Here is a 21,597-nt window from a genome sequence, read left to right as displayed (position 1 = left end):
CTATCTGCCATGCGATGGCATCGCAAGAGATCGAACGACTGGCCGGCGCGCTGGCCCGCCTGCCCGGCCTGGGCCCCCGTTCCGCGCGGCGCGCGGTGCTGTGGCTGATCAAGCGGCGCGACAGCGCGCTGCCCACCCTGCTCGAGGCCCTGGCCGAGGTCCAGGAGGCGCTGGTCGAGTGCCGCCTGTGCGGCAATGTCGATACGGTGGACCCCTGCGCGATCTGCGCCGATCCGCGCCGCGATCCGCGCTCGCTGTGCGTGGTCGAGGACGTCGCCGACCTCTGGGCGCTCGACCGCGCGCACCTGTTCACCGGGCGCTACCATGTGCTCGGGGGCCGGCTGTCGGCGCTGGAAGGGGTCCGGCCCGAGGACCTGACCATCGGCAAGCTGCTCGACCGGGTCGGGCAGGGCGGCATCGACGAGATCGTTCTCGCCATGAACGCCACGCTGGAAGGGCAGACAACCGCGCACTACCTGGCCGAGCGGCTGGAGGCCTTCCCGGTCCGGATCACCCAGTTGGCTCACGGCCTGCCGGTGGGGGGCGAGCTCGACTATCTCGACGAGGGCACCTTGGCCCAGGCGCTGCGGGCGCGGCGGCCAGTGGGGTGAGTGGGGGCAAACCGCTGGGCAAGCGTCTCGTCATCCCGGGCTCGACCCTGGATCCACCCCGGCCCCGGCATCGGGGCCGCTCGCCGCGCTGGATCGGGGGTGACGGCTTGGCGGGACCGCCTTGGTCGTCTGGTGGACAGCGGTCCGTCGCCCGATCAGCCTGATCGCAATTCCCGCAGCCCGCCGCCTTGCACCGCATTCCCACCGCGACTATCTGCACGGCATGGCTATCCGCGAGATCATCGAAGTCCCCGACGCCCGGCTGAAGCAGGTCTCGGCCCCCGTCACCGAGTTCAACGACGAGCTGCGCACGCTGGTCGCCGACATGTTCGAGACGATGTACGATGCCCCGGGCATCGGCCTCGCCGCGATCCAGGTCGGCGTGCCGCTGCGCGTGCTGGTGATCGATCTGCAGCCCGATGATCCCGATGCCGAACCCGAGGTCTGCACGGCGCACGGCGGCCATGCCCACACGCACCAGCCAACCAAGCGCGAGCCGCGGGTGTTCATCAACCCCGAGATCCTTGATCCTTCGGACGAACACCGGATCTACCAGGAGGGCTGCCTCTCGGTCCCCGAGATCTATGCCGAGGTCGAGCGTCCGGCCCGGATCCGCGCGCGCTGGCAGGACCTCGACGGCCAGTTCCACGAGGAGGAGATGGACGACCTGCTGGCCACCTGCCTCCAGCACGAGATGGACCACCTGGAAGGCATCCTGTTCATCGACCACCTCTCGCGCCTGAAGCGCTCGATGGCGCTCAAGAAGCTGGAAAAGCTGCGCAAGGCGGCGTGAGGCCGCTTTGACGCGGTGATGGCGGTGCCCGGTCCCCGGCGCGGCCGGGTGAGGGCATCATGCCGCTCCGGTCATTTCGAGCCCCACCGCGTCATCCCATAGCCCACCTCCGTCATCCCACATCCCACCTCCGTCATCCTGAACTGGTTTCAGGATCCATCGCGCCTCTCGCGCTGCGGTCTGTCGGACGCACTGGACCCTGAGACGCGTTCAGGGTGACGGGCTCAAAGAGCGCGGCATAACGCGCGGGGCCGACAGGGTGTGACAGGAAGCCCCATGGCGGCCCCTCCGGGTTGCTCCGCCCACAGTCTCGTGGGCGGCGACGCTTGCCAGCCGGCGCGTCAACCGGTAGTTCCCGGTTCGTTCCGAACAGGGGAAGCGCGTTGGACTCGCAGATGGTGGCTGTCTTTGCCGTGGTGGTTGGTCTCGCTGGCGGCCTCGCGCTCGGCTGGTTCCTCGGAAGCCGCCCTGTGGCAGACTGGCGGCAGCGCTACACGGCGCGCGATGCCGAGGCGCGGGCGCTCGACGATCAGTTCCGCCGCGCGATCACCGAGCTGGCGGCGGCCAGCGAGCGCGCGGCGCGGGTCGATGACCTGACCAACGCGCTCGAACAGACCCGGGCCGACCAGGCGCGCGTGCTCGCCGAGAAGGGCGAACTGTCCGCCCGGCTTGCCGCGCTCCAGGCCGATGCCCAGAATTTCGAGGAGCAGAAGCGCCTGCTGCTGCAGGCGCAGGACGCGCTGCGCCGCGAGTTCGAGAACGCCGGCAACAAGGTGCTGGAAAAGGCGCAGGAGGCCTTTCTCGCCCGCGCGCAGGAGCGTTTTGCCCAGTCCGAGGAAAAGAACGCCGAACGCCTGCGCACCCTGCTCGCCCCGGTGGGTGAACGGCTGCAGAGCTACGAGAAACAGGTCACCGAGCTGGAAAAGCAGCGGGTCGATGCCTTCGGCGAGCTGCGCGGCGTGATCGAATCGGTCCGCGCCGGGCAGGAACAGGTGAAGGCGGAGGCCGCGCGGCTGGGCAACTCGCTGCGCAACGCTCCCAAGGCGCGCGGCCGCTGGGGCGAACAGCAGCTGCGCAACGTGCTGGAGCAGTGCGGCCTGGCCGAGCATACCGACTTCGTCACCGAACAGTCGATCGACACCGACGAGGGCCGGCTGCGGCCCGATGCGATCATCGCGATCCCGGGCCAGAAGAAGCTGGTGATCGACGCCAAGGTCTCGCTCAACGCCTATCAGGAAGCCTTCGAGGCGAGCGATGAGCTGGCCCGCGACGTGGCGCTGGCGCAGCACGTCGCCTCGATGCGCGGGCACGTTCAGACGCTGGGCGCCAAGTCCTACCAGAGCCAGTTCGAGGAGGCGCCCGACTACGTGGTGATGTTTGTGCCGGGCGAGCACTTCGTGGCCGCCGCGCTCGAAAAGGACCCTGAGCTGTGGGACTTCGCCTTCCGCAACCGCGTGCTGCTGGCCACACCGACCAATCTCGTCGCGATCGCAAGGACCATTGCACAGGTCTGGCGCCAGGACGGGCTGGCGCGCGAAGCACGCGAGATCGGGCGGATGGGCGGAGAGCTTTATGACCGGCTGGCCACGGCGGCCGAACACCTCAAGCGGGTCGGATCGGGCCTGACCTCGGCGGTCGACAACTACAACAAGTTCGTCGGCAGCTTCGAACGCAACGTCCTGTCCGCCGGCAAGCGCCTGCGCGACAAGCACATCGAGATCGGCAAGCGCGAGATCGAGGAGGTGCCGGTGGTGGAAAGCCTGCCGCGGTACGGCTTAGGCATCGAACCCGCCGGCCTGCTCGGTACGGACCCGCCTGCCGGCCAGGCCTGACAGGGCTTCGGTTAGGGCGGCTGTGTCTCTCCACCGGGGAGGAGCCCGGCAGGCGCGGTGGCACAAGGCCCCATCACCACAAAAAAGCCCCCGCCCGGTGAGGGGCGGGGGTGTGAAGTCCAAGGGAGGGGCAACGCAATCGCATTGCAGTGCCCCTTCTAGCGGGCCGAGGTTAGTATGGCCTGAATGGCCTCTACGGGTTTTGTTCAGGTTGCCACGGGATCGAGCGCGGCCAGCACCTCGTAGGCCAGGACCGCCCCGGCGACGGCGGCGTTGAGGCTGTCGGCACGGCCCTTCATCGGCATGGTCACGCGCAGGTCGCAGGCCATTTCATAATCCTCGGGCAGGCCGCGCGATTCGTTGCCGACCATGACGAAGCACGGCGCAGCATAGGGCGCGCCGCGGTAGGGCCGGGCCTCGCGCAGGCTGGCGGCAACCAGCTGCCCCGGTCCGGCGCGCAGCCAGGCGTGGAATTCGTCCCAGCGGGCCTGGACCACCCGCTGGGTGAAGATCGCGCCCATGCTGGCGCGCACCGCCTCGACCGAGAAGGGATCCGCGCAGTCGTCAAGCAGGATCAGCCCGCCCGCACCGACCGCGTCGCCGGTGCGCAGCATGGTGCCGAGATTGCCCGGATCGCGCAGCGCCTGGGCGACCAGCCAGATCGGCGCGCGGCTGCGGTCGAGCGCGGCGAGGCTCGTGTCGAATTCGGCGAAGACGCCGGCGACCGCCTGCGGATTGTCCTTGCCGGTGATCTTGGCGAGGATCTCGGCCTCGGTCTCGATCACGCTGCCCCCGGTGGCGACCACCGCGGCCTCGAGCGCGGCCAGCAGTGGATGCTCGTCGCGGCCCAGCGCCATGACCAGCATTTCGGGCAGGCGTCCGCTCTCGCGCGCATCGGTCAGCAGCCGCAGGCCCTCGGCCAGGAACTTGCCTTCCCGCTTGCGGTGCTTCTTGTCGCGCAGCGAGCGCAGCAGCTTGACCGTGGGATTGGAGAAGCCGGTGATCGTACGGCGATGGGTCACGCGCAGGCTCTCGGGCGGGATGTCGGGCAGGATCGCGGGGCGGGCCGGGCGGTCGGGCTCAGTCCTCGCCGAAGCCGTCCTTCACCAGACCGACCAGCCGCGGCAGGATCAGTTCGGCCTCGGCCCCTTCCACCGTGATCTCGATCGCATCGCCCTTGGCCGCGCCCAGCATCATCAGCCCGAGGATCGAGCCGCCATCCGCCTCGGTCCCGTCCTTGGCCACCTTCACCGCGATGCCGTCGGGCAGCTTGGCCACGGCGTTGACGAACTTGGCGCTGGCCCTGGCGTGGAGCCCGCGCTGGTTGACTATCTCGACAGTTTCGCTGGCCACTCGTGCAATCCCCTCGCTGGGTCATCCTCGTCATGCCGCCGTTGCCGGTCCCCGGGTCAGGCATCCTGACCGAGGAACTCCGAGGCGATCGTGATATAGTTGCGTCCGGCATCGCGCGCGGCGATCACCGCGGCGGTCACGTCCATGGTCTTGCGGGCCCCGGCGAGCCGGATCAGCATCGGCAGGTTGATCCCCGCAATCACCTCGACCTTGCCCGCCTGCATCAGCGAGATGGCGAGGTTGGAGGGCGTGCCGCCGAACAGGTCGGTCAGCACGATGACTCCGGCGCCGCTGTCGACCTCGCGGATCGCGTCGGCAATCTCGCGGCGCCGCCGCTCCATGTCGTCGTTCGGACCGATGCAGACCGTCGCCACCGCGTCCTGCCGGCCGACCACGTGCTGCATGGCGTGGACGAACTCCTCGGCAAGATTGCCGTGTGTGACGAGGATCAGCCCGATCATGAAAAGAATGCGCTCCGAAGTTTCGCGTCAGACCGGGCGAACCGGCCGCGCTCCCCGGCGCTCACGCGGGGCCGCCTTCGACCAGGTCGGCGGCGCGTGACGCGAGGTTGCGGTGCAGCAATGTGGGGGAAAATCCCGCCTCGCGCAAGACTTGCCCCATCTGCTCGGCGACGAACACCGAACGATGCCGTCCGCCGGTGCAGCCGAAGGCGATGTGGACATAGGCCTTGCCCTGCGCCTCGTAGCGCGGGAGCAGGAACAGGACGAGGTCGCGGATCCGGGTGAAGGCTTCGGGAAACGCCGGGTCGCGGCTGACATAGTCACCCACCGCAGGGTCGCGCCCGGTGAGCGGACGCAGCGCGGCGTCCCAGTGCGGATTGTCAAGGAAGCGCATGTCGAACACCAGATCGGCCACCGGCGGCATCCCGCGCGAGAAGCCGAAACTGGAGACGGTGACGGTCAGCTTCTGGTCCGACAGCGGGGCGAAGCGCTCGCGCACCAGCTGCTGGAGCTGGTTCGACGAAAAGTCGGTGGTGACGATCACCATGTCGGCCCAGCGCCGCAACGGTTCGAGCAGCTCGCGTTCGGCGGCGATGCCCGAACTGGCCGGCAGGTCGATCGCCAGCGGGTGGCGCCGGCGGGTCTCGTTGTAGCGGCGCTCCAGCTCCTGCCCCGAGCAATCGAGGAACAGCGTGGTCACCTCAAGATCGGCGCGGGCGCTGAGGCCTTTGACCTGTTCGATGATGCGGTTGGGGTCGAACCCACGGGTTCGGGAATCGAAGCCGATGGCCAGCGGCGGGCGCTGCTCGGTGGGCTTGCGTCCGGCCGGGCCGACCAGCTGGGCGAGCAGGCGGATCGGGAAATTGTCGATCGTCTCCCAGCCGAGGTCCTCCAGCACCTTGAGTACGGTGGTCTTGCCGGCGCCGAGCAGGCCGGTGACCAGCAGCACGCGCTGGGCTGAATCGGGGGGACTGGCGGCGCTCATCGCCATCCGGTTTGATCGTCCCGCGCAGGATTGTAAACCGGCACGAACGCCGGCGGGGCGTCGCAGCCGGACCGCGGCCTCAGCATCCGTAGTGCGCCAGGGCCGCTTCGGCGCGCAGGGCCAGCACGGGGCTGTCGGGGTACAGGTGAACCAGCGGGACGGTGATCCCCAGCAGGGTGCGGGTGGCGGCCTGCGCGATGAAGCGCGGCGCGGCGGAATCGAGCGCGATGACCAGCGCGATCGCGCAGTCGGTCCGGTGTGGCCGGGGCAGGATCCCGAGATTGCGGATCTCGAGCAGCCCGGCCGTGGCCGGGGCGGGGCCGGCGTGCAGGCGGCCCTCCCGGGCGCGCAGCAGCACGCCATCGTCGCCCACCAGCTCGGCGCCGCGGTCGATCAGGGCGAGGGCGAGGCTCGACTTGCCGCTGCCCGGCGGCCCCTCGATCAGCACGCCGCGTCCGGACAGGGCGATACAGGTGGCCTGGTGGAGCATCATCCGGCCTCCGGCAGGTCGATCACCAGCCGGGCGCCGGGGCGTCCGTCAGGGCGGTCGGCCACGGTCAGCGTGCCGTCATGCGCGGTCACGATGGTCCGCGCGATCGCCAGCCCCAGCCCGCTGTGGCTGCCGAAATCCTCGCTCTCGGGCCGCAGCGAGTGGAACCGCTCGAACACCTTGTCGCGCGCTTCGGCGGGAATGCCGGGGCCGTCGTCGGTCACGCTGACCTGGGCCCGACCGCCGCCGGTTGCGGTCGCGATCTCGATCCGGCCGTCTGGTGGCGAGAACGACACCGCATTGTCGATCAGGTTGAGCAGCACCCGCTCGAGCCGGGCCGGATCGCCCAGGACCCGGCACTGCGGGCGGGCATGGACCAGCTCGATCCGCACCGCCCCGTCGATCCCCCGCTCCGCCCGGCTGCGCACGATCGCGGTGGTCAGTGCGACCAGGTCGACCCGCTCGAACGCGGTCCGGGTCAGTTCGGCGTCGATCCGGCTGGCGTCGGCGATCTCGGTGACCAGCCGGTCGATCCGCCGCACGTCGTGTGCGGCAATCCGGGTCAGCTCGCGGCGCAGTTCGGGATCGTCGACCTTGCCGAGCGTCTCGATCGCGCTGCGCAGCGAGGCGAGCGGGTTCTTGATCTCGTGGGCGACATCGGCGGCGAAGCTCTCGACCGCGTCGATCCGCTGGCGCAGCGCGGCGGTCATGTCGGAGATGGCGCGGGCGAGCAGGCCGATCTCGTCACCGCGCTCGGGCAGGCGGGGTACCACCACCTCGCGCTCACGCCCCAGCCGCACGCGCACCGCGGCGCGCACCAGCAGTTGCAGCGGCTGCACGATGGTGCGGGCGAGGAACAGCGAGAGCTGGATCGAGATGACCAGGGCGATCCCGATCACGATCGCCAGGGTCTGGCGGGCATAGCGCACCTTCTCGACGATATCGCGGGCATTGCGCGTGGTCAGCAGGATCTCGTCGCGCTCGCCATAGGGCACGGCGGCCGTGATCACCGGCGTGCGATCCGGGGCGCGACGCAGACGGACCGCAACCTCGCCGCTCTCGCGCGCCTCGCGAATCTCCGGCCAGGCGTCGGCCGTGGCGATGGCGGCCTCGACATAGTCCGGGATCGGCGGGGCGCCGACCACCCGGTCCATCGCGTCATCGATCACCTGAGCCGCCTTCATCGGCCAGGGCTCGCCCGCCGGATCGACGAAGGTGAAGCCCGGCTCGTCGGCGATCAGGAAGCTGTCGGCCAGTTGCCGGCCCTTGGCGTCGTACAGCCGCAGCCGCAGCATCTGTTCGCTACCGATCCGTGCCAACAGCGGCTTGCGCTCGCTGCGCGGGGTTTCCGCGAGGGCATCGGCGATGATGAGGGCCTCGGAGCGGGCCAGCTTGAAGCGTTCGGCGATCAGCTGCTTGCGGTAACTGTCGAGGTAGATCACGCTGGCGCCCATCAGCCCCAGCACGATCAGGTTCACCGCCAGGATGCGCGCGGTCAGCGAGAAGCGGCGGGTCCAGAACAGCCGCTCGGGACGGGGTTGATCATCGCGCTCAGCTGTCGGCAAAGGAATAGCCCGCGCCGTAGAGCGTCTCGATGCCCGAGAACTCGGGGTCCACCTCGCGGAACTTGCGCCGCAGCCGCTTGATGTGGCTGTCGATCGTCCGGTCGTCGATGAACACGTCGTCGTTGTAGGCCGCGTCCATCAGCTGGTTGCGGCTCTTGACCACGCCTGGCCGGGTGGCGAGCGCCTCGAGGATCAGGAACTCGGTGACGGTAAGCGCCACCGGCTTGCCATCCCAGGTGACGAGATGGCGCGGCGGGTCCATCTCGAGCCGGCCGCGCCGCACCACCTGGTCGGCCTCGGCCGGATCGCCGTCGGCCTCCGCGGCGCTGCGCGCCAGTTCGGTCCGGCGCAGGATCGCGCGGATCCGGGCGACCAGCAGGCGCTGGCTGAACGGCTTGGCGATGTAGTCGTCAGCGCCCAACGCCAGCCCGCGGGCCTCGTCGGGCTCCTCGTCCTTCGAGGTCAGGAAGATCACCGGCAGGCTGGAGCGCGCGCGGAACTGCTCGAGCAGCGTGAACCCGTCCATCTGCGGCATCTTGATGTCGAAGATTGCGAGGTCCGGCGGATTGTCGAGCAGCGCGCGCAGCGCGGTCTGGCCATCGGTGTAGACGCGCGTGGCGAAGCCCTCGGCCTGGAGCGCGATCGACACCGTGGTGAGAATGTTGCGGTCATCGTCGACCAGGGCGATGACCTGGCGGCCGTCGGCGGCGGGGGGCACTGGATCGGAGCTTGCGGGCATGCGCGGTGGGGCTTTCGCTCTGGCTTCCTCCCGGAACCAAGGCGACTAGCCGAGGCCGGCGCGGGTTGCAAATCGATCGGTGGTGGCCGCCCGCCGGCTCCGCGCGCCAGGGCCTGCGTTCCGTAGCGACAGGGCGAACACAAGTGCGGGGAAATTAACCACGCGGGTTTGACGCTTGCCCCCCCTTGCACTATGCGCGGCCAGACTCGCGCATACCTATGCGGAGACTTATTCCTGCGCCGCTCCCGGCCAGCCGGGGCCGGTCCCGCTACCAGGGAGACGACCTTGACTGCTACCCTCTTCCATCCGCTCGACCGCCAGGGCATCTCCACCAGCGCAACCGTCTTCGCCAATCTCGGCACGGCCCCCCTGGTCGAGCATGCGGTCCGCAACGGCGAGGGCGTGCTGGCCAAGGACGGACCCTTCGTGGTGGCGACGGGCAAGCACACCGGCCGCTCGGCCAAGGACAAGTTCATCGTCCGCGATGCCGAGACCGAGAACACCGTGTGGTGGGGCAAGACCAACGTCGCGATGACCCCGGAGCATTTTGCTGCGCTCAAGGCCGATTTCCTCGCCGCGCTGGCTGACAAGGACCAGCTCTATGTCGCCGACCTGTTCGGCGGCTCGCAGCCGGAGCACCGCGTCAACGTGCGGGTGATCAACGAGTTCGCCTGGCACAACCTGTTCATCCGCACCCTGCTGGTGCGCCCGAGCGCGGCCGAGGTGGCCAGCTTCGTGCCCGAATACACGATCATCGACCTGCCCAGCTTCCGCGCCGATCCGGCGCGCCACGGTTCGCGCAGCGAGACGGTGATCGCGGTCAACTTCTCCGAGAAGCTGATCCTGATCGGCGGCACGGCCTATGCCGGCGAGATGAAGAAGTCGGTTTTCGGCATTCTCAACTACCTGCTGCCGACCAAGGGCGTGATGCCGATGCACTGCTCGGCCAACATCGGTCCGGACGGCAAGACCGCCGTGTTCTTCGGCCTGTCGGGCACGGGCAAGACCACCCTCTCGGCCGATGCTAGCCGCACGCTGATCGGCGATGACGAGCATGGCTGGTCGGACACGGCCGTGTTCAACTTCGAGGGTGGCTGCTATGCCAAGATGATCCGCCTCTCGGCCGAGGCCGAGCCCGAAATCTTCGCCACCACCAAGCGCTTCGGCACCGTGCTCGAGAACGTGGTGATCGATCCGGTCACCCGCGAGATCGACCTGGACGACAATTCGCTGGCCGAGAACAGCCGCGGGTCCTATCCGATCGACTTCATCCCGAACTGCTCGGATGAGAACCTCGGTCCGGTGCCGGCCAACCTGATCTTCCTGACCGCCGACGCCTACGGCGTGCTGCCGCCGATCGCCCGGCTCACCCCGGACCAGGCGATGTACCACTTCCTCTCGGGCTACACCGCGCGCGTCGCCGGGACCGAGATCGGCGTGACCGAGCCCGAGGCCACCTTCAGCACCTGCTTCGGCGCGCCGTTCATGCCGCGCCATCCCTCGGTCTACGGCAACCTGCTCAAGGAGCGGATCGCCAGGGGCGGGGTCAAGTGCTGGCTGGTCAACACCGGCTGGTCGGGCGGCAAGGCCACGATGGAAGGCATCAAGCGCATGCCGATCAAGGCCACCCGTGCCCTGCTCAATGCCGCGCTCGACGGTTCGCTCAACACCGCCGATTTCCGCAAGGATCCCAACTTCGGGTTCGAGGTGCCGGTGGCGGTGCCGGGCGTGGACAGCGCGCTGCTCGATCCGCGCGGGGCCTGGGCCAACCCGGCCGACTATGACAAGACCGCGCAGGACCTGGTCGGCAAGTTCATCGACAACTTCGCCCAGTTCGCCGACCATGTCGACGAAGGCGTCCGCGCGGCGGCCCCGGTGGGCGCGGTCGCAGCCTGATCCAGACCGCGCGGGGCGGCGGACCGGGACCAGGTCCGGCCGGCCTGCGAGGTTGCAGCACGGCGCCATCCCCGCGGATGGCGCCGTGTTTGTTACCGGGGTTTTTACTTGCTGGCGGTCCCGGCGCGGCGGATCATCCGCGCTATCCTCAAGCCGGAAGGGCGATCGCGATGAGCATGCTGGATGGAATTCTCGGGCAGGTGACCCAGAACGTCGATGTTGCCAATCTGGCGGCCAAGGTGGGGCTTGATCCGGCATTGGCGGAAAAGGCCATTGCCGCGCTCGGCGCCGCGCATCAGGCTCCGGAGGACACGGTGTCGCTGGCCGCAAGCAAGACCGGGATCGATCCGGCCATCCTCCAGCAGATCGTCGGGCATATCGGCGGCGAGGGCTCGCTTGGCCAGTTTGCCCAACTGCTGCAGGGCAACTCCGCGCTGGCGGGCCTGTCGGGGATGCTCGACAAGGACGGCGACGGCAACCCGCTCAACGATCTTGCCGGCATGGCCAAGGGCCTGTTCGGGAGCTGAGCGCACCGCGGCGCGCGGGGTCTCAGCCCCGCGCCGCGGCGACATAGCCGGCGACATTGGTCGCCAGCACGTCAAGCGGGACATTGCCCCCGTCGATCACCGCCTGGTTGAAGTCTCGCAGATCGAAACGGGCGCCGAGGGCGGCGCGCGCCCGCTCGCGCTGGGCGACCATCTCGTTCTGCCCCATCTTGTAGCCGCAGGCCTGGCCCGGCCAGGCGCAGTAGCGCTCCACCTCGGACACGGCGGTGGATTCCGGCAGGCCGGTGGCGGCGGTGAACTCGGCCAGCGCCTGCTCGCGGCTCCAGCCCATGGCATGGATCCCGGTGTCGATGATCAGACGCACCGCGCGCCAGGCGAACCCCTGCAGATAGCCCAGCCGCCCGGCCGGATCCGCATCATAGGCGCCCAGCTCGTCGGCCAGCTGCTCGCCGTACAGCGCCCAGCCTTCGCTGTAGGCATTGAACGCCAGCAGCGAGCGGATCAGCGGCATGGTCTGGGTGTATTCGCCCTGCCAGACATGGCCGGGAATGCCTTCGTGGAACACCAGGTCGGGGATGGTCACGCGGTTGTGCATGGCGGTGTCGCGCAGGTTGACCCAGATCCGGCTGGGGATCGAACCGTCGATCGCTCCGGCCCCGCCATAGGCGGGCGGCGCGCCGATCTCCTCGGCCTCGGGCAGGCGGCGGATCTCGAGCTTGCCGCCGACCAGACGGCGGAAGGCCCGCGGCATCTGCGCGCGCGCCCAGTCGACCCGGTCCTGCATGTAGGCGACGATCTGGCGGCGGCCCTCGTCGCCGGTCGGGAAGGCATTGCGCGCGTCCTTCTGCAGCGCGTCGATCCGCGCGGCGATCGAACCGCTGGTCAGGCCCAGCCCGCGCAGGATCTCCTCCATCCGCGCCTGCAGCTCGGCCAGCTGGGCGCGGCCGATGCGGTGGATGTCCTCGGGCGTGCGGGTGGTGGTGGTGCCGGCGCGCAGGCCCCAGGCATACCAGGCCTCGCCATGGGGGCGCCCGCGCATCCCGGCCGCGGCAGTGGCGACGGCGCGCTGGCGGCGCAGCTCGGCCAGCTGGCGCTCCAGCGCCGGAACCACCCGCTCGCGCAGCAGCCCCTGCGCCCGCGCGCGCCACGGCCCGGGCAGGGTGGCGGTCTTCCCGGCGAAGCTGTGCAGCAGGCTGCCGCCGTCGCCGGCGAAGGCGGCAAGCGACTGGCCCATCTGGGCGATGGTCTTGTCGAGCAGGAAGGCGGGCGGAACCAGCCCGATCCCCCGCGCGGCGGCGATCCGCTGGGTCTCGCCATCGAGCTGCGGGGCCATGTCGGCCAGCCGGGCCAGCCAGGCCTCGGCGTCGGCGCGCGAGCCGACCGGCTGATCGGCCTCGAGCAGGCGCGGCACGTCGATCCACGCGCCGACGTTCTGGATCACGGCGTAGGGGCTGTTGCGCCAGCTGCCGATCGCAACATCGCCATAGGGCAGGGCGAACCCGTCGAGGGCGGTGCGGTAGGCGCTCTGCACCACGGCCAGATGGGTCTGGCTGGCTGCGCTGAGCGGCAGGCGCGGCAGGCGCTGCGTCGCCGCCAGATCAGCCTTGAGCAGGGCCACCGCCCGCGCGCGCCCCGTCGCGGAACGATCGCTCGACCGGCCACGCAGCGCGGCATGGGCGCCCTTGTCGAGCCCCAGCGCGGTGGCGCGCTCGGGTTCCAGCGTCAGCAGGTTCCAGGCCACCCGGTCGAGCAGGGCGGCGACGCGGGCGTCGCCGGGGGCGGTGGGCAGCGGGGGGGGCGGGGCGGCGTGGCCTGCGGTCACGAAACCGGGGGCGGCGGCGAGGGCCGCGGCCGAGCCCGAACGGGCAAGCAGCGCGCGGCGCGACAGGGCAGTGCTGGTCATGGTGGGATGCTGGCCGTGGTGGGCCGTCGTGTCAAACCTGCCGGCGCCATCGCGCGCCCGGCATCTTCCACCCGGCGCTGCGGCGCGCTAGAGCGCGGCCATGCAGGATATCGCCTTGTCGCTCGCCATGCTGATGGTCCTCGCGCTGCCGGTCGGCGCGCTGGTGCTGTGGCGCCGCGGCGGGCCGGGCAAGCAGGTGGCGCTGATGCTGGTGCTGGCCGTGGTGATGGCGGCCAATGTCGCGATCTGGGTGCTGCCCACCTCCGGCGGGTCGGCCCCGGTCGGTCAGAGGCCGGACTGACGATGTGGTCGTCCCGGGCCCGACCCGGGACCGCCGGCCTCGTCGGCGCGGGGCTGTTTCGATCCGGGTACCGGTCCCGGCGCAAGGCCGGGACGACGACGCGGGTCCGTTCCTCCGCTCAGCGGATCGGGCAGTCCGGGCTGAGCCGGAAGTCGAGATACTTGTCGACCGACAGCATCATGTCGTCGAGCTCGTTCTCGAAGAAGTGGTTGGCCCGCGGGATCTCGTCGTGGTGGATCGTGATGTGCTTCTGCGTGCGCAGCTTGTCGACCAGCTTCTGCACCGCGTTAGGGGTCACCACCGTGTCGGCGGCGCCCTGAACGATGATGCCGGAAGCCGGGCAGGGCGCCAGGAAGCTGAAGTCGTACATGTTGGCCGGCGGCGCGATCGAGATGAAGCCGCGGATCTCCGGGCGGCGCATCAGCAGCTGCATGCCGATCAGCGCGCCGAACGAATAGCCGGCGATCCAGGTCGTGGTCGCCTCGGGATGGATCGACTGGACCCAGTCGAGCGCGGCGGCGGCGTCCGACAGCTCGCCGATGCCGTTGTCGAAGCTGCCCTGGCTGCGGCCGACGCCGCGGAAGTTGAAGCGCAGCGTGGCGAAGCCGCGGGCCTGGAAGGTCTTGTACAGCGCCATCGTGATGCGGTCGTTCATCGTCCCGCCCGCCTGGGGATGCGGATGCAGGATCATGGCAACGGGCGCGCGCGGCCGCGAGGCGGGCTGGAAGCGGCCTTCGAGGCGGCCTTCGGGTCCGGGAAAGATGACAGCTGGCATGGTGGTGCGGGCTCTGCCTCGGGTTGCGCCTCGGCCGCGGCCTCGCGTCTTTGCGGGTGCCGGGGCGGATGGGGCTGGGAATGGAAGGAGAGCGCTATATAGAAAGCACTCGCCTGAAAGCAACGTTTTGCCCCCGATGACCGCACATTCGCTCTATCTCGACCATGCCGCGACCACGCCGCTGCTGCCCGCGGCGCAGGCGGCGCTGCACGAAGGGTTCGCGCGCTGGGCCAATCCGTCCAGCCCGCACGCCGCGGGGCGCGCCGCGCGGGCGCTGCTCGAGGACGCGCGCGGCCGGCTCAAGGCGATGCTGGGCTGGTCCGGCGAGGTGATCTTCACCAGCGGGGCGAGCGAGGCGCTGGCGTTGGCGATCCGCCAGTCGGTCCTGCCGCTGGCGGCGCTCACCGCGGTCGAGCACGAGGCCGTGCTGCGCCACCGCGGCGAGGCCGCGCTGCTGCCGGTCGACGCGCTCGGCCTGGTCGATCCGCAGGGCTGCAGGCAGCCGGGGCTGGTCGCGGTGCAGCACGTCAACAACGAGACCGGGGTGATCCAGCCGTTGGCCGAGATCGCCGCCGCGGTGCGCGGCGCGGGCGGGGTGCTGCTGGCCGATTGCGCCCAGAGTGCGGGCAAACTGGCCCTGCCGCCGGCCGACCTCATCGCGCTGTCGGCGCACAAGTTCGGCGGCCCGATCGGGGTGGGCGCGCTGCTGGTGCGCGACTGGGCCTTGCTGCGCCCGGCGGGCGGACAGGAGCGCGGCTATCGTGGCGGGACCGAGAACCTCCCCGGCGTGCTGGCCATGGTCGCCGCGCTCGAGGCCGGGGCGGATTGGCTTGCCGCCGCCAGTGCGCTGCGCGCCCGGCTGGACGCGGGGATCACCGCCGCCGGGGGCACGGTGATCGCCGGCGCCGCGCCGCGGCTCGCCACCATCGGGGCCTACCGCATGCCCGGGGTCTCGGCCGCCGCGCAGCTGATCCGGTTCGATGCCCAGGGCATCGCGGTGTCGGCCGGCAGCGCCTGCTCCTCGGGCAGCCTGCGGACCAGTCACGTGCTGGCCGCCAGCGGGCTCGATGCGCGCGCGGCAGGCGAGGTGATCCGCGTCAGCCTCGGCCGCGAGACCACGCTGGCCGAGGTTGACCGCTTCGTCGCCGCCTGGTGCGCGATGGCAGTGCCGGCATGATCTATCTCGACTACCAGGCGACCACGCCGCTGGCGCCCGAGGCGCGCGAGGCCATGCTGGCCTGGCTGGGCGGGCCCGAGACCACCAGCTTCGCCAACCCGCACAGCCCGCACCGCGCCGGCCGCGCCGCCGCCGCCGCGGTCGAAGCAGCGCGCGCACAGGTGGCGACCCTGTTTCCGCCGGGCGGACGCGTGATCTTCACCAGCGGCGCGACCGAGGCGCTCAACCTGGCGATCCGGGGCAGCGGCGCGCGGCGCCTCGCGGTCAGCGCGATCGAGCACGCTGCCGTGCTGGAGCCGGCCCGCGCGGTCGATCCGGAGCTTCAGGTCCTGCCGGTCGACCCGGCCGGGCAGCTCGATCCCGAGGTTCCCCTGGCCCCCGGCACCGGGCTGGTCGCGGTGATGCAGGTCAACAACGAGATCGGCACGATCCAGCCGGTCGCCCGCCTGGCCGAGCGCGCCCGGGCCGGCGGCGCGCTGTTCCTGTGCGATGCGGTGCAGGGGGCGGGCAAGCTGGCGCCGCCCGCCGGGGCCGATCTGATCGCGGTCTCCGCCCACAAGCTCCACGGCCCCAAGGGGATCGGCGCGCTGTGGCTGCGCGACGGGGTGACACTCACCCCCCAGCAGCTTGGCGGCGGGCAGGAGCAGGGGCTGCGCGCCGGCACCCTCAGCCCGGCGCTGTGCGCCGGGTTCGGCGCCGCGGCGGCGCTGGCCGTGGCGCGGCAGGACGAGGATGCCCGCCATGTTGCGGCGCTGTGGGAGGCGGCCCGTGCGGCGCTGCCCGGCTTCACCCTCAACGGCGATGCCGTCCAGCGGTGGCGCGGCAACCTCAATGTCCGCAAGGACGGGTTGGACCTTGCCCGACTTATGTCCGATTTGCGCGATATTGGCTTTGCGGCCGGCTCGGCCTGTGCCAGTGGCTCGGGGCGACCCAGCCACGTGCTGCAGGCGATCGGGCTGGACCAGGCGGCGGCCCGCAGCTCCCTGCGGCTCGGGTTCGGTCGCTACACGAGGATGGCGGAGGTGGTCGCCGCCTGCACGCGGATTGCCGCGGCGGCAGCGAGGCAATGAGGGTCGGGTCTTCGGGGGCGTAAGACGATGGTGGCGGTCTGTTTCGTGAACGACAAGGACGAGCGCAAGGTGGCGACGGCCACGGCCGGGCAGCGCCTGCTCGAGGTCGGCCAGGCCATCGGCATGCCGCTCGAGGGCACCTGCGAGGGCCAGATGGCCTGCTCGACCTGCCACGTCATCGTCGCCCCGGACTGGTTCGACCGGCTGCCGCCGGCCTCGGACGACGAGGAGGACATGCTCGACCTGGCGGCCGGGGTCGCGCGGACCAGCCGGCTGGCCTGCCAGATCGTGCTGACCGAGGCGCTCGACGGGCTCGAGGTGCGCATTCCCGGTGAGGCGCGCAACATCCAGCGCTTCTGACCCGCGCGCCCGGCCATGCCTGTCCGGACCGATAACTTTCGTTAGTTGTTAACCTCTGCGACCTATGACCGGGCACGTTCGGGGGCTGGGGTAGCCGCCGCACATGATCGGGGACCAGACCATGCCTTTCCTGCACAAGCTGCTGCGCGACGACGCCGGCGCCACTGCCATCGAATACGGACTCATCGCCGCGCTGATCGCCGTGGCCGTGATGACCACCGTTTCGGGGCTCGGCACGCAGCTCAACACCACCTTCCAGAAGACCTCGTCGCGGCTCCAGGCGGCCAACGCCTGACGCGATGACTGTCCGCGCGCGTCAGCGCCCGTGCCGGGGGGCAGGGGCGTTTACGGCGTGGCTGCGGGCGTGCATAAGCCGGGGATGACGCGGCGGGCCGGCTTTTCGAGCCGGCCCCCGCAGTGCTACGGCATCAGGCGATGCCGAGCACCACCACCGAAGAGCCCGATCCGTTCGACGCCATCGTCGATGCTCCGTTCGACAGCGCGCTGTCCGAGCGCTACCTCGTCTATGCCCTGTCGACCATCACCGCGCGCTCGCTGCCGGACCTGCGCGACGGGCTGAAGCCGGTCCACCGCCGCCTGCTCTGGGCGATGCGCCAGCTCAAGCTCGATCCCACCGGGGCCTTCAAGAAATCGGCCCGCGTGGTCGGCGACGTGATCGGCAAGTATCACCCGCATGGCGACGCCTCGGTCTACGACGCGATGGTCCGCCTCGCGCAGGACTGGTCGCTGCGCTACCCGCTGGTCGAAGGGCAGGGCAACTTCGGCAACATCGACGGCGATAACGCCGCGGCCTACCGCTACACCGAAGCGCGGATGACCCGCACGGCGATCCGCCTGATGGCGGGCCTCGACGAGGGCACGGTCGATTTCGTCCCGACCTACAACGGCGAGGAGGAAGAGCCCGAGATCTTCCCCGGCCTGTTCCCCAACCTGCTGGCCAACGGCTCCTCGGGCATCGCGGTGGGCATGGCCACCTCGATCCCCAGCCACAACGTCGCCGAGATCGTCGATGCGACGCTGCTGCTGATCGACAATCCCCATGCCGAGCATGCCCAGCTGATGGAGGTGTTCCACGGCCCCGATTTCGCCACGGGCGGCGTGGTGGTCGACAGCCCGGCGGCGATCAGCGCCGCCTATGCCACCGGCAAGGGCGCGCTGCGGGTGCGCGGGCGCTTCTCGACCGGGCGCGACGCGGCCGGCAACTGGGAAGAGACCGGGATCGAGAAGCTGGGTGGCGGCCAGTGGCAGCTGGTCATCTCCGAGATCCCCTACATGCTCCCCAAGAGCAAACTGATCGAGCAGGTCGCGCAGTTGATCGCCGACAAGAAGCTGCCGATCCTCGAGGACATCCGTGACGAGAGCGACGAGCAGATCCGCATCGTCTTCGTGCCCAAGAGCCGCAACGTCGATCCCGAGCTGCTCAAGGAATCGCTCTACAAGCTGACCGACCTGGAAAGCCGCTTCGGGCTGAACATGAACGTGCTCGATGCCCAGCGCACTCCGGGCGTGCTCGGGCTGAAGCTGCTGCTCCAGGAATGGATCATCAGCCAGATCGACATCCTCGTCCGCCGCAGCCAGCACCGCCTCGACAAGATCGCCGCGCGGCTCGAGCTGGTCGAAGGCTACATCGTCGCCTACCTCAACCTTGACCGGATCATCGAGATCATCCGCACCGAGGATGAGCCCAAGCCGGTGATGATGGCCGAGTTCAACCTGACCGACCGCCAGGCCGAGGCGATCCTCAACATGCGCCTGCGCTCCCTGCGCAAGCTCGAGGAGATGGAGTTGCGGCAGGAGCGCGACGAGCTGCTGGCCGAGCAGGACGAGCTGCAGAAGCTGCTCGACAGCCCGGCCCGCCAGCGCACCCGCCTGAAGCGCGACCTCACCGCGCTGCGCAAGGAGTATGGCCCCGACACGCCGCTGGGCCGCCGCCGCACCACCATCGCCGAGGCCGCGCCGACGCGCGAGTTCAACATGGACGCGATGATCGAGAAGGCCCCGGTCACGGTGATCCTCTCGGCGCGCGGCTGGATCCGCGGCGCCAGCGGGCACGAGCCGCTCGACAAGGACTACAAGTTCAAGGAGGGCGATGGCCCGGCCTTCGTGCTCCACGCCCAGACCACCGACAAGCTGCTGCTGGCCTGCGACAATGGCCGGTTCTACACGCTCGGTGCCGACAAGCTGCCCTCGGCGCGCGGGTTCGGCGAACCGGTACGGACCATGGTCGATATCGATGCGGCGGCGCAGATCATCGCCGTGCTGGTCTATCGGCCCAAGGCCCAGCTGCTGCTGGCCAGCAATGCCGGGCGCGGCTTCGTGGCGGAAATGGACGAGCTGCTGGCCGAGACCCGCAAGGGCCGCGGGGTGATGAGCACCAAGCCCGGCGTGCGGCTGATGATCGTGCGCGAAATCCCGCCCGAGCACGACCACGTCGCCGCCGTGGGCGAGAACCGCAAGCTGGTGATCTTCAGCCTTGCCGAGATGCCGGTCATGGCCAAGGGCCAGGGCGTGGCGCTGCAACGCTTCCGCGAGGGCGGCCTGTCCGATGCGATCACGATCCGCCTCGAGGATGGGCTGAGCTGGAAGATGGGCGGCGAAAGCGGCCGCACCCGCACCGAAAGCGACGTGCGCCTGTGGAAGGTCGCCCGCGGCGCCGCCGGGCGCATGCCGCCCAACGGGTTCCCGCGCGACAACAGGTTCTAGGGGCAAATAAGCGGCCGGATGCTGGTGCGCGGCAGGGGCTGGGACTTGATTGTCGTTCAGGCTTCCGTCGCTGAACGGCAGCTCACGCCCAGAATTAGCCATTCAGCTCCTCTCCGCACAGAGTACACGATCACCCCCTGATCGTCGCCCCGGCCTTGAGCCGGGGCAGGGCTTGCGTGGCCACGGTTGGGGAAGGACAGCCCTGTCCCGGGTCCCCGACCTCCGCCAGGGCAGGCAAGCCCGGGACGACGATGGCTTTAGTAATGTGCCAATTTGCGGGCGTGCGAATTGGTCTTGGGTCGGCGATGCGCGCTTGCCCCTCTCCCAACCCTCTCCCCTGAGCCGAAGGCCGCCGAAGGCAATGGGAGAGGGCTAACGTCCCTTTCCCACCCCCAAATCGCCAATCCTTCAATCGATCGAAACCGGCCGACTTTGGTGGATAGCGGACGCGGGTAGCTGGGGTGGACGGGGCTGTCGCTCATTGTCTGATCAGAGCCAAACCCAGCGTCATGCTAGCTTAGACTGGCATCTTCTGCGGCAATGCCAGAGATCCCAGCCTGCGCTGGGATGACGGATATTCGGCGCAACCCGCCGAGCCCATGTCGGCCTGACCCTCCATCCCGTCATGCCAGCGCAGGCTGGCATCTTCTGCGGCGGGGCGAGAGATCCCAGCTTTCGCCGGGATGACGGATATTCGGCGCAACCCGCCGAGCTCATGTCGGCCTGACCCTCCACCCCGTCATGCCAGCGCAGGCTGGCATCTTCCACGGCGAGGCTGGAGATCCCAGCTTTCGCTGGGATGACGGATGTTCGGCGCAACCCGCTGAGCCCATGTCGGCCTGACCCTCCACCCCGTCATGCCAGCGCAGGCTGGCATCTTCTGCGGCGGGGTGAGAGATCCCAGCTTTCGCCGGGATGACGGATATTCGGCGCAACCCGCCGAGCCGAAGTCAGCCTTCCCCTCCATCCCGTCATGCCAGCGCAGGCTGGCATCTTCCACGGGGAGGCGAGCGATCCCGGCCTTCGCCGGGATGACGGGTATCCGGCGAAAGCGGACCTCCGCCATTCTGGCGTTAAATGACCGGCCCTGGTCACAACCGGGCATCCCAGGTGTCTTGCCCCCTTGGCATGCCCGCTGCCGCAAGACAGATCTGCGTTGCCGCCCGGCCGGGCGCCGCTTCCGCCTCGCGCATTTTCCTACCCGCCGCCGCGATGGCACAGTCCCGTCATGGCCATGCCTCGATCCTACCCGGTCACAACCTCCGGCATGTGGCGGTGCCTTTGTCATCTGGACCGTGTCAACCGTGTCAACCTGTTCAGCCTTGCCGGGCCGGGGATGAACCATTGCTGCCGACATGGTCTCTACCGCTGGCCCGCTTCCCGTCGCTCAGCCCCCATCCTCCTGCGGATGGTGCGGCACCAGGATCAGGGTGCGGCCCTCGACCCGCCAAGAGGCCAGCCGCGACAGGAAGTTCATCCCCAGCACGCTGGTGCCCTGCAAGCCCGGGGCGACCACGGCATCGAGATCGCGGGCGACGACATTGCCGATGCGCACCTCGCCAATCGTCACCAGCTGGGCCGGGACCGTCCCGTTGGCGGTGCGCAGCAGGATCGGCTGGCGCATCGGCTGGGGGGTGACGCGGGCCGTCTCGGCCACCTCGGGCGAGATCGCGGTCACCGTCGCGCCGGTGTCGACGAGGAAGCGTTGTGGGGTGCCATTGAGCGTGGCCTTGACCCAGAAATGGCCGTCGCGGGCGATCGGCACGCGGGTCTCACGCCCGCTCACCTGCTGGGTTGGCAGCCCGAGCTGGGGCACCCCGAAATCGACGGTCTGGTTGACCCGGACGATCTGCATGACGGTGAGCAGCAGCGCGCCGAACAGGCCGACATTGCCGATCCCGCGGATCAGCCCGCCAAGCAGCGGGAAAACCCGCCGCAGCAGCCCGCCGACCAGCACCAGCGCCATGGCGAGCAGGGCCAGCGCCAGCAGCGGCTGGCTCAGCAGGTATTGGCCAAGCGGGGCAAGGTCCATGCCGCCCATGCTATGCCCGGGCGC

Annotated in this window: 21 protein-coding genes; 11 read left to right on the top strand and 10 right to left on the bottom strand. The window is 69.9% G+C overall.

The window, feature by feature from the left end; genetic code table 11:
• Nucleotides 1–14 precede the first annotated feature (14 nt).
• The 3 genes from recR to H7F53_RS06135 all read left to right on the top strand — a co-directional run bounded on the left by recR (nucleotide 15) and on the right by H7F53_RS06135 (nucleotide 3,236).
• Nucleotides 15–611: a recombination mediator RecR gene (gene recR, locus H7F53_RS06145; RefSeq protein WP_185678587.1), complete on the top strand. Its 597-nt coding sequence runs from the start codon at nucleotides 15–17 to the stop codon at nucleotides 609–611.
• A 223-nt stretch (nucleotides 612–834) separates the two neighbouring features.
• Nucleotides 835–1,404, top strand: coding sequence for a peptide deformylase (gene def / locus H7F53_RS06140; RefSeq protein ID WP_185678586.1), 570 nt, complete (start codon nucleotides 835–837; stop codon nucleotides 1,402–1,404).
• 395 nt (nucleotides 1,405–1,799) lie between these two features.
• On the top strand, nucleotides 1,800–3,236 hold the full coding sequence (locus H7F53_RS06135; protein ID WP_185678585.1) for a DNA recombination protein RmuC: 1,437 nt from the start codon (nucleotides 1,800–1,802) through the stop codon (nucleotides 3,234–3,236).
• Between the two features lie 206 nt (nucleotides 3,237–3,442).
• Here H7F53_RS06135 and H7F53_RS06130 read toward each other — a convergent pair whose 3' ends face one another.
• The 7 genes from H7F53_RS06130 to H7F53_RS06100 all read right to left on the bottom strand — a co-directional run bounded on the left by H7F53_RS06130 (nucleotide 3,443) and on the right by H7F53_RS06100 (nucleotide 8,829).
• Nucleotides 3,443–4,258: a TrmH family RNA methyltransferase gene (locus H7F53_RS06130; RefSeq protein ID WP_185678584.1), complete on the bottom strand. Its 816-nt coding sequence runs from the start codon at nucleotides 4,256–4,258 to the stop codon at nucleotides 3,443–3,445.
• Nucleotides 4,259–4,316: 58 nt separating this feature from the next.
• Nucleotides 4,317–4,589, bottom strand: a complete 273-nt coding sequence (locus H7F53_RS06125; RefSeq protein ID WP_379542871.1) for an HPr family phosphocarrier protein — start codon at nucleotides 4,587–4,589, stop codon at nucleotides 4,317–4,319.
• Nucleotides 4,590–4,645: 56 nt separating this feature from the next.
• On the bottom strand, nucleotides 4,646–5,050 hold the full coding sequence (locus H7F53_RS06120; RefSeq protein ID WP_185678583.1) for a PTS sugar transporter subunit IIA: 405 nt from the start codon (nucleotides 5,048–5,050) through the stop codon (nucleotides 4,646–4,648).
• A 61-nt stretch (nucleotides 5,051–5,111) separates the two neighbouring features.
• Entirely contained in the window at nucleotides 5,112–6,035 is a 924-nt protein-coding gene (gene rapZ, locus H7F53_RS06115) for an RNase adapter RapZ (RefSeq protein ID WP_185678582.1), read from the bottom strand.
• A gap of 79 nt (nucleotides 6,036–6,114) precedes the next feature.
• The gene (locus H7F53_RS06110; RefSeq protein WP_246438588.1) at nucleotides 6,115–6,525 is read right to left on the bottom strand and encodes an HPr kinase/phosphorylase; all 411 of its coding nucleotides are present in this window, start codon (nucleotides 6,523–6,525) and stop codon (nucleotides 6,115–6,117) included.
• A complete protein-coding gene (locus H7F53_RS06105) occupies nucleotides 6,525–8,096 on the bottom strand; it encodes an ATP-binding protein (RefSeq protein ID WP_379542883.1) in 1,572 nt (523 codons plus the stop codon). The genes H7F53_RS06110 and H7F53_RS06105 overlap by 1 nt, the downstream gene beginning before the upstream one ends.
• Nucleotides 8,077–8,829, bottom strand: a complete 753-nt coding sequence (locus H7F53_RS06100) for a response regulator transcription factor (protein WP_185678580.1) — start codon at nucleotides 8,827–8,829, stop codon at nucleotides 8,077–8,079. Before H7F53_RS06100 ends, H7F53_RS06105 begins: the two co-directional genes overlap by 20 nt.
• Before the next feature lie 285 nt (nucleotides 8,830–9,114).
• Here H7F53_RS06100 and H7F53_RS06095 point away from each other — a divergent pair, with 285 nt between their 5' ends.
• Together H7F53_RS06095 and H7F53_RS06090 are read left to right on the top strand one after the other, a co-directional pair.
• Entirely contained in the window at nucleotides 9,115–10,725 is a 1,611-nt protein-coding gene (locus H7F53_RS06095) for a phosphoenolpyruvate carboxykinase (RefSeq protein WP_185678579.1), read from the top strand.
• Between the two features lie 170 nt (nucleotides 10,726–10,895).
• Nucleotides 10,896–11,252 carry a hypothetical protein gene (locus tag H7F53_RS06090; protein ID WP_185678578.1) on the top strand — a complete coding sequence of 119 codons (357 nt, stop codon included), beginning with the start codon at nucleotides 10,896–10,898 and terminating at the stop codon, nucleotides 11,250–11,252.
• A 22-nt stretch (nucleotides 11,253–11,274) separates the two neighbouring features.
• Here the strand turns inward: H7F53_RS06090 and H7F53_RS06085 are convergent, their stop codons facing one another.
• Nucleotides 11,275–13,134, bottom strand: coding sequence for a DUF885 domain-containing protein (locus H7F53_RS06085; protein ID WP_246438586.1), 1,860 nt, complete (start codon nucleotides 13,132–13,134; stop codon nucleotides 11,275–11,277).
• Nucleotides 13,135–13,234: 100 nt separating this feature from the next.
• Here H7F53_RS06085 and H7F53_RS06080 point away from each other — a divergent pair, with 100 nt between their 5' ends.
• Nucleotides 13,235–13,435 (top strand): hypothetical protein, encoded by a 201-nt coding sequence (locus H7F53_RS06080; protein WP_185678577.1) that lies wholly within the window; start codon nucleotides 13,235–13,237, stop codon nucleotides 13,433–13,435.
• Between the two features lie 118 nt (nucleotides 13,436–13,553).
• Here the strand turns inward: H7F53_RS06080 and H7F53_RS06075 are convergent, their stop codons facing one another.
• Nucleotides 13,554–14,210: an alpha/beta hydrolase gene (locus H7F53_RS06075; protein ID WP_185678576.1), complete on the bottom strand. Its 657-nt coding sequence runs from the start codon at nucleotides 14,208–14,210 to the stop codon at nucleotides 13,554–13,556.
• Nucleotides 14,211–14,346: 136 nt separating this feature from the next.
• Between H7F53_RS06075 and H7F53_RS06070 the strand changes: the two genes are divergently transcribed.
• From H7F53_RS06070 to parC, 5 genes are all read left to right on the top strand, one after another.
• On the top strand, nucleotides 14,347–15,387 hold the full coding sequence (locus H7F53_RS06070) for a cysteine desulfurase family protein (protein ID WP_185678575.1): 1,041 nt from the start codon (nucleotides 14,347–14,349) through the stop codon (nucleotides 15,385–15,387).
• Entirely contained in the window at nucleotides 15,384–16,457 is a 1,074-nt protein-coding gene (locus H7F53_RS06065) for a cysteine desulfurase family protein (RefSeq protein WP_185678574.1), read from the top strand. Before H7F53_RS06070 ends, H7F53_RS06065 begins: the two co-directional genes overlap by 4 nt.
• 27 nt (nucleotides 16,458–16,484) lie before the next feature.
• Nucleotides 16,485–16,817 (top strand): 2Fe-2S iron-sulfur cluster-binding protein, encoded by a 333-nt coding sequence (locus H7F53_RS06060; protein WP_185678573.1) that lies wholly within the window; start codon nucleotides 16,485–16,487, stop codon nucleotides 16,815–16,817.
• Nucleotides 16,818–16,920: 103 nt separating this feature from the next.
• Nucleotides 16,921–17,112 carry a Flp family type IVb pilin gene (locus H7F53_RS06055; RefSeq protein ID WP_425498155.1) on the top strand — a complete coding sequence of 64 codons (192 nt, stop codon included), beginning with the start codon at nucleotides 16,921–16,923 and terminating at the stop codon, nucleotides 17,110–17,112.
• A 140-nt stretch (nucleotides 17,113–17,252) separates the two neighbouring features.
• The gene (gene parC, locus H7F53_RS06050; RefSeq protein ID WP_185678572.1) at nucleotides 17,253–19,541 is read left to right on the top strand and encodes a DNA topoisomerase IV subunit A; all 2,289 of its coding nucleotides are present in this window, start codon (nucleotides 17,253–17,255) and stop codon (nucleotides 19,539–19,541) included.
• A 1,387-nt stretch (nucleotides 19,542–20,928) separates the two neighbouring features.
• On the opposite strand, the gene H7F53_RS06045 is transcribed toward parC, so the two are convergent.
• On the bottom strand, nucleotides 20,929–21,573 hold the full coding sequence (locus H7F53_RS06045) for a retropepsin-like aspartic protease family protein (protein ID WP_185678571.1): 645 nt from the start codon (nucleotides 21,571–21,573) through the stop codon (nucleotides 20,929–20,931).
• Nucleotides 21,574–21,597: the final 24 nt, after the last annotated feature.

This window comes from Novosphingobium piscinae (genome assembly GCF_014230355.1).
GTDB lineage: Bacteria > Pseudomonadota > Alphaproteobacteria > Sphingomonadales > Sphingomonadaceae > Novosphingobium > Novosphingobium piscinae.
The sequence above is the reverse complement of the archived record's forward strand: the minus strand, read 5'-3'. Positions and strand labels throughout refer to the sequence as shown.